This is a genomic window from Vibrio neonatus, from assembly GCF_024346975.1.
GTDB classification, from domain to species: domain Bacteria; phylum Pseudomonadota; class Gammaproteobacteria; order Enterobacterales; family Vibrionaceae; genus Vibrio; species Vibrio neonatus.
Genome location: NZ_AP024885.1, coordinates 199,603 through 212,639, shown reverse-complemented (window position 1 = coordinate 212,639; position 13,037 = coordinate 199,603). Strand labels below are relative to the sequence as shown.

Annotated in this window: 13 protein-coding genes; 6 read left to right on the top strand and 7 right to left on the bottom strand. The window is 44.7% G+C overall.

The genetic code is table 11. The annotated features are described in order from the left end of the window. Nucleotides 1–89: 89 nt before the first annotated feature. The 6 genes from OCU38_RS00995 to crp all read left to right on the top strand — a co-directional run bounded on the left by OCU38_RS00995 (nucleotide 90) and on the right by crp (nucleotide 5,484). Nucleotides 90–2,009, top strand: a complete 1,920-nt coding sequence (locus tag OCU38_RS00995) for an ABC transporter ATP-binding protein (protein ID WP_261823457.1) — start codon at nucleotides 90–92, stop codon at nucleotides 2,007–2,009. 6 nt (nucleotides 2,010–2,015) lie between these two features. Continuing rightward, nucleotides 2,016–2,480: a TIGR02444 family protein gene (locus OCU38_RS00990; RefSeq protein WP_261823456.1), complete on the top strand. Its 465-nt coding sequence runs from the start codon at nucleotides 2,016–2,018 to the stop codon at nucleotides 2,478–2,480. After that, nucleotides 2,473–3,453, top strand: coding sequence for a hydrolase (locus OCU38_RS00985; RefSeq protein ID WP_261823455.1), 981 nt, complete (start codon nucleotides 2,473–2,475; stop codon nucleotides 3,451–3,453). Before OCU38_RS00990 ends, OCU38_RS00985 begins: the two co-directional genes overlap by 8 nt. 18 nt (nucleotides 3,454–3,471) lie before the next feature. Further along, entirely contained in the window at nucleotides 3,472–3,693 is a 222-nt protein-coding gene (locus OCU38_RS00980) for a YheU family protein (RefSeq protein ID WP_023402449.1), read from the top strand. Between the two features lie 65 nt (nucleotides 3,694–3,758). Beyond that, entirely contained in the window at nucleotides 3,759–4,628 is an 870-nt protein-coding gene (locus OCU38_RS00975; protein WP_023402448.1) for a phosphoribulokinase, read from the top strand. Between the two features lie 223 nt (nucleotides 4,629–4,851). Continuing rightward, nucleotides 4,852–5,484, top strand: coding sequence for a cAMP-activated global transcriptional regulator CRP (crp, locus tag OCU38_RS00970; RefSeq protein WP_017029447.1), 633 nt, complete (start codon nucleotides 4,852–4,854; stop codon nucleotides 5,482–5,484). Nucleotides 5,485–5,571: 87 nt separating this feature from the next. Here crp and OCU38_RS00965 read toward each other — a convergent pair whose 3' ends face one another. From OCU38_RS00965 to OCU38_RS00935, 7 genes are all read right to left on the bottom strand, one after another. Next, nucleotides 5,572–6,369 carry a DUF1338 domain-containing protein gene (locus OCU38_RS00965; protein WP_261823454.1) on the bottom strand — a complete coding sequence of 266 codons (798 nt, stop codon included), beginning with the start codon at nucleotides 6,367–6,369 and terminating at the stop codon, nucleotides 5,572–5,574. Between the two features lie 60 nt (nucleotides 6,370–6,429). Continuing rightward, on the bottom strand, nucleotides 6,430–7,893 hold the full coding sequence (gene astD, locus OCU38_RS00960) for a succinylglutamate-semialdehyde dehydrogenase (RefSeq protein WP_261823453.1): 1,464 nt from the start codon (nucleotides 7,891–7,893) through the stop codon (nucleotides 6,430–6,432). A 23-nt stretch (nucleotides 7,894–7,916) separates the two neighbouring features. Then, the gene (gene astA, locus OCU38_RS00955; RefSeq protein ID WP_261823452.1) at nucleotides 7,917–8,936 is read right to left on the bottom strand and encodes an arginine N-succinyltransferase; all 1,020 of its coding nucleotides are present in this window, start codon (nucleotides 8,934–8,936) and stop codon (nucleotides 7,917–7,919) included. Between the two features lie 24 nt (nucleotides 8,937–8,960). Beyond that, the gene (locus OCU38_RS00950) at nucleotides 8,961–10,169 is read right to left on the bottom strand and encodes an aspartate aminotransferase family protein (protein ID WP_261823451.1); all 1,209 of its coding nucleotides are present in this window, start codon (nucleotides 10,167–10,169) and stop codon (nucleotides 8,961–8,963) included. Nucleotides 10,170–10,486: 317 nt separating this feature from the next. After that, nucleotides 10,487–11,077, bottom strand: a complete 591-nt coding sequence (locus OCU38_RS00945; protein ID WP_261823450.1) for an aminodeoxychorismate/anthranilate synthase component II — start codon at nucleotides 11,075–11,077, stop codon at nucleotides 10,487–10,489. A 102-nt stretch (nucleotides 11,078–11,179) separates the two neighbouring features. After that, nucleotides 11,180–12,205 carry a tryptophan--tRNA ligase gene (trpS, locus tag OCU38_RS00940; protein ID WP_261823449.1) on the bottom strand — a complete coding sequence of 342 codons (1,026 nt, stop codon included), beginning with the start codon at nucleotides 12,203–12,205 and terminating at the stop codon, nucleotides 11,180–11,182. Between the two features lie 133 nt (nucleotides 12,206–12,338). Continuing rightward, the gene (locus OCU38_RS00935) at nucleotides 12,339–13,025 is read right to left on the bottom strand and encodes a phosphoglycolate phosphatase (protein WP_261823448.1); all 687 of its coding nucleotides are present in this window, start codon (nucleotides 13,023–13,025) and stop codon (nucleotides 12,339–12,341) included. Between the last annotated feature and the right edge of the window lie 12 nt (nucleotides 13,026–13,037).

Sequence of the window (13,037 nt, the reverse complement as noted above, 5' to 3'; positions counted from 1 at the left end):
GCCCTCATCCTATCATGTCAAGGGATCGACTTTTACCCCTATTCCCCCTAATATGCGAGCAACATATTCGATTAACGCTTAGCATTTTCATGATTACGATTTCAGACATTCAATTATTGCGCGGCGGTAAAGCACTTTTGCAAGATGCTTCTGCCACTATTCATCCGGGAGACAAGGTGGGCCTTGTCGGCAAGAATGGATGTGGTAAATCCACCTTATTCGCTTTAATGAAAGGTGAATTAAGCATTGATGCCGGCGACTTCAAACAGCCCAAACACTGGGAACTGGCTTGGGTTGCCCAAGAAACCCCTGCTTTAGAGCGTACTTCAATCGAATATGTCATTGATGGCGATAGAGAATACCGCCAACTTGAAGCCGATTTAGCCAAAGCTGAACTGGCTGACGACGGCAACAAGGTGGCTGAACTGCATGGCAAAATTGAAACCATTGGTGGTTATTCAATTCGCGCTCGCGCGGCGGAGTTACTGGATGGTTTAGGTTTTTCTCAAGCGCAAATGCAATGGAATCTCACCCAGTTTTCGGGGGGTTGGCGCATGCGCTTAAACCTTGCCCAAGCACTGCTGTGCCGCTCTGATCTATTGCTACTTGATGAACCAACCAACCACTTGGATTTAGACGCGGTAATGTGGCTGGAACGTTGGCTGCAAAACTATCGAGGCACTCTAGTGCTCATTTCCCATGATAGGGATTTTCTCGATCCTGTCGTGGGTCGTATCATTCATGTTGAAAACGAACAATTGAATGAGTACACAGGTAACTACTCATCATTTGAAAGCCAGCGTGCGCAAAAACTGGTGTTGCAACAAGCCATGTATCAAAAGCAACAAAAGCAAGTTGCTCACATGCAAAGCTATATTGACCGCTTCCGTTATAAAGCCTCAAAAGCGCGCCAAGCACAAAGCCGTATTAAAGCCTTAGAGAAAATGGAGCAAGTACTGCCTGCGCAGTTTGATAATCCATTTAGCTTCCAGTTTCGTGAACCTGCGGCGCTGCCAAATCCAATCGTCATGATGGATCACGTATCAGCGGGTTATGACGACATGCTGATCTTAGAAAAGATTCGCTTAAACTTAGTCCCAGGTAGTCGCATTGGCCTACTTGGTCGTAACGGCGCAGGTAAATCAACACTAATCAAATTACTGTCTGGCGAACTGGCTTCTAAGAGCGGTGACTTTACCTACTCGCAAGGGGTGAAAATTGGTTACTTTGCTCAGCATCAGTTAGAAACACTGCATCCTGATGAAACTCCGCTTCAGCATTTAATGCAAATTGCGCCCAAACATACAGAGCAGCAGTTGCGTGACTACCTAGGTAGCTTTGGTTTCCAAGGCGATAAAGCGCTCGATAAAGTTGCGCCTTTCTCTGGCGGTGAAAAAGCCCGTTTGGTACTGGCGTTACTGGTGTGGCAAAAACCTAACTTGCTGCTACTGGATGAGCCAACCAACCACCTTGATTTAGACATGCGCCAAGCTTTGACTATGGCTCTGCAAACCTTTGAAGGCGCCATGGTTATCGTCAGTCACGATAGATATCTACTGCGCGCGACCACCGATGATCTTTACCTAGTTCACGACAAACAAGTTGAACCTTTTGATGGTGACTTAACCGACTACTACAAGTGGCTAACCGACCAACAAAAAGAGATCAAAAAAGCGCAATCGAGTGATGAGCCTAAATCTTCCGTGCATTCAGCGGCAGCAAAAAAAGATCAAAAACGCAAAGAAGCCGAGTTTCGTAAACTCACCGCACCTATTCGTAAAAATATCACCGCTTTAGAAAAGAAAATGGATAAGCTCAACAAGGTGTTAGAGCAATGCGAAGAGCAACTTAGCGACACCGACCTGTATCAGGCGGAAAACAAAGCTAAACTTACTCAAGTGCTCAGCCAGCAAGCCAGTGCAAAATCGGAACTTGAGGAAGTAGAAATGGAATGGATGACAGATCAAGAAACTCTAGAAGAAATGCAACAAGAGCTGGATAACGAATAACAACGGATGAACAGCACGCCGAACCATCTTTTGACCCTAGATAGTTTGTGGCAATTTAGTTTGCGCTACTACTGTGTGCAGGAGATCAAAGAGGCGTGCTTACACCTACAAAACCATTTTCACGGCAATGTAAATCTGTTACTCACGGTCAAATGGCTTGATGAACAGCACCTCTCTTTTGCCGATTCACAGTGGCCAAAGGTGCTACAAAGCCTAGCTCGCACAGAGCCTTTATTGCTGCATTTCAGAGAATTAAGACGAAAATCCAAAGCGCATTTACCCGACTCTTTATATCGAGATTCTCTACAATTTGAGTTGCAGCTCGAACGCCAACAACAAGCCGATATTGTCGCGGTACTTCATCAATTGCCACTGACAGCAGTGACTCAGCCTCACTTAATCAACGACTATTGCCACCAGCTAGGTGCGCAGCAACTCGCCGAGATATTTAATAAGCAAATTCATGATTAATCGCTTTTCTCCGCACTGGAGCATTCAAAACCCACACATCCAAACGCTCATGCCTAGATTTATTCGTCGGCAACCTCTGTTTACTCCGGTTTGGGAAACATTAACCACCGCCGATGATGATTTCCTTGATTTGGCATGGAGTGAACACTGGCAAGCACCATCTGCGCAGAATAAGCCCATATTTATTCTCTTTCATGGTTTGGAAGGAAGCTTTAACAGCCCTTACGCCCACGGACTGATGCATGCCTTTGCCCAAAAAGGTTGGCTATCAGTAATGATGCATTTTAGAGGTTGCAGCGGTAAACCGAACAAACAAGCGCGAGCCTATCATTCAGGGGAAACCGAGGACGCACGCTTTTTTCTCCAGCAAATCCATCAGCGTTTTCCCAATAACCCTAAAGTCGCGGTTGGAATTTCGCTTGGCGGAAACATGCTAGTGAATTATCTCGCACGTTATAACGAGCAACCTTTGGTTGATGAAGCGACCGTGATCTGTGCGCCACTGGATTTAGCGGTATGTTCGCAACGCATTGAACAAGGCTTTAGTAAGCTCTATCAAAACTACTTACTAAACTCGTTAAAAAAGCATTCATTACAAAAGATTGAGTTGCTAAAAGAAGCCATCGGCATCGATATTGACACCATCAACAACATGCAACTGCTGCATCAGTTTGATAACGCGATTACCGCCCCCTTGCACGGTTATATTGATGCTCAAGATTACTATACTCGATGCTCAGGACTGCCAAGGCTAAATGAGATTCAAATTCCAACTCATATAATTCATGCCAAAGACGATCCCTTTATGACCGATGAAGTGATCCCAACCTTCAAGCTAAACCCTAATCTCAACTACCATTTAGTCAATAATGGCGGGCATGTGGGCTTTGTTGGGGGCTCGCTACGCTCCCCTCATTTTTGGTTAGAGATGGCGGTACCTAGCTTTTATGATAAATTTACGCCTCAACAATAACTTAAATAAGTATCCAGCATGATTGTACCGTGGAAAGAGATTGCCCCAGAAACACTAGAAAGCCTGATTAAAGAGTATATTCTGCGAGAAGGCACCGACTACGGAGAAGTTGAAATCTCTCTTGCAGATAAAGTGGATCAAATCAAGCAACAGCTTCAACAAGGAACAGCCGTTATTGTTTACTCTGAATTACATGAAAGTATCGATATAAAAGTAAGTCATAACTCGAAACCTTTATAACACTGAAATAAGCAGATGTTATTTGTATACTATTCATTCGCACTTAAACACAGACAAGGAAAGTCATGTCAGCTAAACATCCGATCATAGCGGTAACTGGCTCCTCTGGAGCAGGCACCACCACCACCTCTGAAGCCTTCCGTAAAATGTTCAATATGATGAACACTAAGGCGGCTTGGGTTGAAGGAGATAGCTTTCACCGCTTTACTCGCCCTGAAATGGATGTTGCTATCCGTAAAGCCAAAGAGCAAGGGCGACACATTAGCTACTTTGGCCCCGAAGCCAATGACTTTCCTGCCCTAGAAAACTTCTTTAAAGAATATGGCGAAAAGGGAGAAGGCAAAGTACGTCGCTACCTGCATACGTTTGACGAAGCCGTACCCTACAACCAAATGCCCGGCACATTTACCCCATGGCAAGAACTTCCCGAAAACAGCGATGTGTTGTTTTATGAAGGCTTACACGGTGGTGTGGTGGATAGCACTTGCAACGTCGCCAAGCATGTTGATTTGCTAATTGGCATGGTGCCAATTGTAAACTTAGAATGGATTCAGAAGTTTGTCCGCGATACTCGCGACCGAGGTCACTCACGAGAAGCGGTGATGGACTCGATCGTGCGTTCTATGGATGACTATCTAAATTTCATCACTCCACAGTTTTCGCGCACCCACATTAACTTTCAGCGTGTGCCTACCGTAGACACCTCAAACCCACTTAACGCCAAAGGCATTCCAAGCTTAGATGAAAGCTTTGTAGTGATTCGTATGCGCGGCTTTAAAAACGTCGACTTCCCTTACCTTCTCGCCATGATTGATGGCTCATTTATGTCACGACATAACACCTTAGTTGTGCCCGGCGGTAAGATGAGTTTCGCCATGGAACTCATTATTCGCCCTATATTGCAACAACTGCTAGAGACAGGAAAGATAGGCTAAGGTCCGACCTTAATCACACTCTTTAATAAGAGTGTGATTAAGGGCACGCTTTTGTGTGAAAATTCAACAGGTCATGACGATCAAAATCAAGAAATTTCGCTAAAAAAAAGTTACTATTCGTACTGCAAAAAATTAAACGTAGTAGCAGCAACTACACCCCTCGCCCCTTAGATGGCGATGTCTGGGGACATAATTATACTCGCTGAGAGAGGAAGATAAGAATATGGTTTTAGGTAAACCTCAAACAGATCCAACTTTAGAGTGGTTTTTGTCACATTGCCACATCCACAAATACCCTTCAAAAAGCACATTGATCCACGCTGGCGAAAAAGCGGAAACTCTTTACTACATCGTAAAAGGTTCTGTAGCAGTACTGATTAAAGATGAAGAAGGGAAAGAAATGATTCTTTCTTACCTTAACCAAGGTGATTTCATCGGTGAGCTAGGTCTTTTTGAAGATGATCAAGAGCGTACCGCATGGGTTCGTGCTAAATCTCCATGTGAGGTTGCTGAAATCTCATTCAAGAAATTCCGTCAGCTAATCCAAGTTAATCCAGACATCCTAATGCGTCTTTCTTCGCAAATGGCTAACCGTCTGCAAGTGACAAGTCAAAAAGTAGGTGACCTTGCGTTCCTAGACGTGACTGGTCGTATTGCTCAGACTCTGCTTAACCTTGCAAAACAACCTGACGCAATGACTCACCCAGACGGCATGCAAATTAAGATCACTCGTCAAGAAATTGGCCAGATCGTAGGTTGTTCTCGTGAGACTGTAGGTCGTATCTTGAAGATGCTTGAAGAGCAAAACCTGATTTCTGCACACGGTAAAACTATTGTGGTTTACGGTACTCGTTAATCAACTTTAGCTTCAAATACTAAAACCGCTGTTATTCAACAGCGGTTTTTTATTGCCTGCACTTCTAATATTCCATTTAATAACGTGTTATTTACCACTATTGGTGCTTTCAAAAATCTTATCGGCTGACGCCTCGACAAAGCCTTGATAAAGCTGACCTTGTCTATCTTTATAACGCTTGGCAAACTCATAAAACCCACCCGGTACGGTTTGTATACCATCGGTAAACGTAACCTCTACCTTATCTGCCATGGTTGAAGATTGTTCTAACAACACCTCAGGTGTCCCTTTCACTTCACCGCCAGAAGCATTGATGGCGAACTGCTTTTCTTGCAAAAAGGCATTCACCTCACTCACCTCAGCAAACTGCGCCAGTTGGTTAACACTAACGGTAAAGTGATTTGCCCCATAACCATGTGCGGCAACCCATGCGGCGTATTCACTCTCTTGTGCTAATTGCTGATATTGCTCAAAGCTTAAATCCCACAAGCGTCCGCCATGCAAAAAGTTAGAACCCACAAGTTGTTGTGACTCTATTTGCTCAATCAATTGCCTGACAATGGCCTGCAATTCATCTGAGCACTGCTCTAGTTGTAATTGACTAATAAAGACTTTGGGAAAGTCAGGCTGTGGGTGCTGATAGTGCTTCGCCACCAATTTTTTGGCTTTGAACACATAGTCTCCGCCTTCTTGATAACCAAGATCGAGAAAGGGCTGTGCTAAAGCATCTAAGCCAACGGGCGAACAAGCAAAAGTTCGCAATGCAATATGATCATTAATCAAAGCTTTATCTTGCTTTAATAATTCGTGGATCACCTGCGACGATGGGCAGAGCCTGCCATTAAAGTCATCCCACAATAGGTCAAATAGCTTTTGTACACCCATAACCCCTCCTTGTAGCCAAACGCAATTACTAGTCAAACAAATGGTTAGTTGAGCAGATGGTTAGTCGAACTCAATTCCCGGAGATAATGTTTCCGGGAGAATTGGCGCATCACCTTGGATAGACGCCATTGGATAAGCACAATAGTCTGCAGCATAGAACGCACTCGGTCTTAAATTACCCGATGCTCCCGGCCCGCCAAATGGTGCATCGCCACTGGCTCCTGTAATGGGGCGATTGCGATTCACAATGCCGGCACGGATTTCATCTGAGAAAAATTGCCACTCATCATCACGAGTCGAGATAAGCCCAGCAGAAAGCCCATATTGGGTGTTATTGGCCTGCGCAACTGCATCCTCAAACCGAGTAAAGCGCGCCACCTGCAACAGTGGGCCAAAGTATTCTTCGTCTGGTAAGTCAGCAATAGCACTCACCTCTAGAATCGTTGGCGAAATAAACGCATCATTGAGCAACTGCCCATCAAGTAATGGTTTAGCGCCAAGCTCAATTAAAGATTGTTTAGCCGCAATAATTTGCTCGGCGGCAGTTCGAGAGATCAATGTCCCCATAAAAGGTTGAGACTGAGCAAACGGCTGATCCATTTTCAGCTTCTTAGTCACCTCAACAAGGCGAGCAATAAGAGCGTCTCCAGCCTCGCCTACGGGTATATACAAACGCCTTGCACAAGTACAGCGCTGACCGGCACTGATAAACGCAGATTGGATTATGGTATGTACAGCGGCATCTAATTCACCAAACTGCTCACTGACAATAAGAGGGTTATTACCTCCCATTTCTAGCGCTAACATTTTGTCTGGTTGCCCCGCAAATTGACGATGCAGAATATGCCCAGTATTGGCACTGCCAGTAAACAGTAGACCATCTATTTGCGTCGACTCCGCCAGCGCTATTCCCGTTTCTTTAGCGCCCTGCACCAAATTGATAACGCCAGCAGGCAATCCCGCTTGATGCCAAAGTTTGATGGCTAATTCGCCACATAATGGCGTGAGATCGGACGGTTTAAATACAACGCTATTCCCTGCCAATAAAGCTGGAACAATATGTCCATTTGGCAGATGAACAGGGAAGTTATAAGGCCCAAAGACCGCCAACACACCAAGCGGGCGATGCTGTAGCGTGACATCATTTCCCGCAACTTGTTTGTGTTGAGTACCCGTTCTTTGATGATAGGACTTAATCGACAGGGCAATTTTTCCCGCCATCGCCGCCGCCTCAGTGCGCGTTTCCCACAAAGGCTTGCCCGTCTCTTTCGCCACAGTTTCAGCAATAAGCTCGGCGTTTTCTTTCACTAGCTCAGCAAATCGCACTATGATTTGTTCTCGCTCAGCATAGGGACGCTTCTTCCAACTAATAAAAGCATGTCGCGCACTGGAAACCGCCAATTCAACCTGCCCTTTACTGGCGGCATGCCCTTGCCAAATCACTTCGCTGTTATAGGGAGATAAAGAGCAAATTTCATCACCTTGTCCTGAAATCCTCTCACCGGCTATAAAATGCGTTTGCATACAATTCATCCTTGTTATTCGAGTTATACAGCGGCCATGCGAACCCAGTCACCCACTTCAACTTGAAGGGCTTTGGCAACTTTAGGGCTAATGATGACGGTTTGGCTTGCTGCATCAAATGCAGCTTGTTGAGCGACGGCTCGGAAATGTTCAAACGAGGTATTACAAATCAAATAGTTGGTCGAACTGCCGTGTTCGGCAATAGATACCTTAGCTCGAAAAGAGTGACGCACAGTATCAATATTACGCAGGTCACACTCTACCGTTGGTCCAGCATCAAAAATATCGACATAGTCTCGACAAGTAAACCCTTCATTTTCCAGTAGCTTCAAGGCAGGGCGAGTATTGTCGTGTACCTGACCGATAACCGCTTGCGCCTCTTTACTCAACAGATTGATATAAATGGGTAGTTTAGGCATCAAATCGGCAATAAAGCCCTTTTTACCTATCCCTGTCAGGTAATCGGCCATCGTAAAGTCGATGGAAAAGAAGTGTTCTTGCAACCAATCCCAAAATGGCGAGTTGCCCTTATCATCAGAGACTCCGCGCATTTCAGCAAAGATGGTTTTAGAGAAGCGATGTGGATGCTCTGCTAACATAAGAAAGCGAGATTTAGACATTAGGCGGCCGTTGAGGCCACCTCGGAATTTAGGGCGTAAAAACAGGCTACAGATTTCACTACAACCTGTGTAGTTGTTGCCAAACGTTAAGAGTTTGACCACATTATTGACCCCTAGCTTTGGCGAGGAATGCACCACCTTACTGATATGGTAAGAGTAAAAAGGCACATCCCAACCAACAGACGCTTCAATGGCGGTAGTACCTGCCACTTCACCGGTATCGCAATCTACCCCAACCATCAAATAGCCTTCGTTACCCGGTTGGGTAACGTCTGGCTTTAAAAAGCTATTGACCGAATGTTCGATTCGATTTTGCAACAACTCTTCATTGACGGGCAAAGAAGTAAAACCGTGACCAGACTCTTCTGCACATAAATACAGAGCCTCATTATCATCCTTGAAAATTGGGCGTACTACCAACATCTGACTATCCTCCCTGATAGAAAGCTAGGCGTTATATAATTTTGCTACCGCTGCTTCGAAGCGTTTCAGTCCTTGTGTAATTTCTTCTGTCGTGATCACGAGTGAAGGCGTAAAGCGAACCACATTCGCTCCTGCAACCAACACCAATAGACCCTCTTCACCTGCCGCAACTAATACGTCACGAGCACGACCTTTCCAGTTGTCGTTAAGCTCAGCACCTAGCAGTAATCCTTTACCTCTAAACTCAGCAAACATTGGATATTTCGCATTGATGCGCTCAAGCTCAGCACGGAAAATGGCTTCACGATCTTTCACACCTTGCAGAACTTCAGGCTGTGAAATGTGATTGACTACCGCTTCTGCGACAGCACACGCCAATGGGTTACCGCCATAGGTTGAGCCATGAGTGCCCACTTTGAAATGCTGCGCTAGCTTATCGGTGGTTAGCATAGCACCGATAGGGAACCCGCCGCCTAACGATTTGGCTGTACTCAAGATATCAGGCGTCACACCTAATCCTTGGTAAGCATAGAAATCACCGGTACGACCATTACCTGTTTGTACTTCATCAAAAATCAGCAGTGCATTGTGTTTATCACACAGTTCACGCACTGTTTGTGCAAACTCTGGTAATGGCGAAATAATGCCGCCCTCACCTTGTAGAGGCTCCATCATCACCGCACAAGTCTCATCGGAAATTGCCGCTTTGAAGGCTTCGATATCATTGTAAGGAATATGCTCAACATCACCCGGTTTAGGACCAAAACCATCAGAGTAAGCAGCTTGCCCACCCACGGTCACAGTAAAGAAAGTTCGGCCATGAAAACCTTGATTAAAAGCGATGATTTTTGATTTTTGACTACCAAACTCATCGGCAGCGTAACGGCGTGCCAATTTCAAAGCGGCTTCGTTCGCTTCTGCGCCTGAGTTAGCAAAAAAGACTTTATCAGCAAAGCTCAATTCAACCAGCTTCTTACCTAATCGAAGTGCCGGCTCATTGGTCATGACATTACTTAGATGCCATAACTTATTGGCTTGCTCAGACAAGGCTTCAACCATGATTGGATGACAGTGCCCTAAACAGCTCACCGCAATCCCACCCGCAAAATCAATGTATTCGTTGTCCTGCTGATCCCAGACTCGCGCACCTTGCCCTCGAACAGGAATAACCGCCATTGGGTTATAGCAAGGAATCATTACTTCATCGAAGTCTTTACGCGTTACATCTGTCATATCCATCACTCCTTTATGCATTTTCCCTGCAACGGTAAAATTCGTTATTTATGCATTGCAGAAGACTTTTCGTCTATATAGGCATTGTATTAACAATTTATTAACCATTTCAAGCTAATTATCTGTTTTATTGACCTAGTATACCGAACAAATCGCGCACAGTGTGACTCTATCGGGATAATAAAGAGAAAAAGATATCATTGAACATAACAAACACCCGTACAGCACTAAGATGAACAGATAAATATTATGCAAGTAATCTCAATAGATATGCGTTTTTACTTGTGAGTTATGAGTTGTGAGTTGTGAGTTGTGAACTATAGACAAGCAGTATGCTTTAAGAAGTTAGCTAAGATCTCTAGTCCCTGCTCTGTCTTAATCGACTCTGGATGAAACTGCACCCCTTCGATAGGTAGGGTCTTATGACGATAGCCCATGATCTCTTTGGCTTGTCCATTTTCATCAACCGTCCATGAAGTCATTTCAAGGCAATCAGGTAAAGAAGTTTTTTCTACGATCAGAGAATGATAACGAGTGACCGTGAGTGGATTGTTTAAATCAGTAAATACGCCTTGGTTGGTGTGGCGAATTGGAGAGGTTTTTCCGTGCATGACTTTATCCGCACGAATGACTTTCCCACCCAGCACTTGAGCAATCGCTTGATGCCCAAGACAAACACCAAGTAAGGGCACTTTCCCCATAAACTCTTGAATAACCTGTAGCGAAATACCCGCTTCGTTAGGTGTACAAGGCCCAGGAGATATCACAATGGCTTGTGGTTGTAAGGCATGGATTTGGGCAAGGGTAATAGCATCATTGCGTACAACTTTAGTCTCGCAACCTAACTTACAAAAGTATTGATAGAGGTTGTAAGTAAAAGAGTCATAGTTATCAATGATTAACAGCATACAAAAATCCAAACAAATAAAAAATGCCACCACCTTTGAGGCGATGGCATTCTATCACAACTGATTTGAGCCCGCGTTTAAAAGCGGACTTAAGTAAGGCGTTTAAAACGGACGCTTAACAAAGCCAACCGCTTGGTAAACTTTATCCAGTGTTACCGCAGCTCGGGCTGATGCTTTTTCAGCGCCCGCTTTCATGACTTCGTTAAGATAAGGCATGTCCTGACGAACACGACGATATTCAGCTTGAATTGGCTCTAGCATTTCAACTAAAGCTTCGCCCACATCTTTCTTGAATGGGCCGTACATCTCAACACCTTGGTATTGAGCTTCAATTTCAGCAAAGGTTTTATTGGTTGCTGCAGAGTAAAGGCCCATAAGGTTTGCGATACCCGCTTTGTTTTCTACATCATAAGCAATGCGCGGTGGGTTTTCTGGATCCGTTTGCGCTTTGTTGATTTTCTTGATGATCGATTTAGGGTCTTCAAGAAGCGTAATCACGTTCTTACGGTTATCATCCGACTTCGACATCTTCTTATTCGCATCTTGTAAGCTCATAACACGAGCATTCACAGTTGGAATGTGCGGTTCTGGGATTTGGAAGATTGGCGATTCAGGCGTTGCGTAGATGTTGTTAAAGCGGTTTGCGATATCACGAGCTAACTCAAGGTGTTGCTTCTGATCGTTGCCCACCGGCACTTGGTGCGCACCGTATAGTAAGATATCAGCTGCCATCAATACTGGGTAATCGTATAAGCCCACATTTACGTCATTTGCGTAGCGTTGCGACTTATCCTTAAACTGAGTCATACGATTTAACTCACCCATTTGAGTGTAGCAGTTTAGAATCCAACCTAGCTGAGCGTGTTCTGGCACGTGAGATTGAACAAACAAAGTGCTCTTCTCTGGAGTTACGCCTACTGCAAGACAAATAGCCAGAGCGTCTAGCGTTGCCTCGTGCAGAGCTTTAGCATCTTGACGTACCGTGATGGCATGTAGGTCAACAACACAGTATTGGCAGTCGTAATCATCTTGCATCTGATTCCATTGACGCAGAGCACCAAGATAGTTGCCAATGCTTAATTCACCAGACGGCTGAACACCGCTTAACACTATTGGTTTAGTGGTCATGATAATTACTTCCTCAATACTTCTAAAATTAATTTTTTATACGATAAAACAGTGTACTCATCGACAAATATATTGGAAGAAAAAAAACAGTAAAACGAGCCTAAGTTGACAATTCAGGCTCATTCATTGTGCATCAATGACAAGATGGCAGCAGTTCAACCAACTGGGATAAGTCGTCAATCAGATAATCGGGTTGAGAAGACTCGATAGGCTCACCGTGATTATAACCATACGGTAAAGCGACGGATGTCACTCCGGCATTTTTCGCGGCCAGAATGTCGTTTTTAGAATCGCCAATCATGATCATCTCATCCGTTGAAAGCTGATGCTTTTCAAGCAAGTGATTCAATGGCATTGGATCGGGCTTTTTCTTTTCCAGTGCATCGCCACCTAATACGTCAATGAAAAGGTCGCTAAGACCATGCTGAGACAAGATCTCTGGTACAAACTGATAAGGTTTATTGGTCACAATCGCCAATAAATAACCGGCTTGATGAAGCTTATTTAGCGATTCTGCAACGCTAGGGTATAAGTTGCTTTGCGTGTGTCCACATTCGGCATAAAAGCGATCAAAATACTGGCGTGCTTGTTGCTTAGTTTCATCACTCAATGCTGGGTCAATGTGCATACTTCGACTTAAAGCACGCGCCACTAATACATCTGCGCCATTGCCTACCCACTCACGCACTTGCGCTTCAGAGACACTTGGATGCCCCATGGCTTGTACCGCTTGATCCGTTGCAATGGCAAGATCTGGAACACTGTCGAGAAGCGTTCCATCGAGATCAAAAGCCAATAACTTAGTTAGATTTAGAGCCACAGTTATTTCACC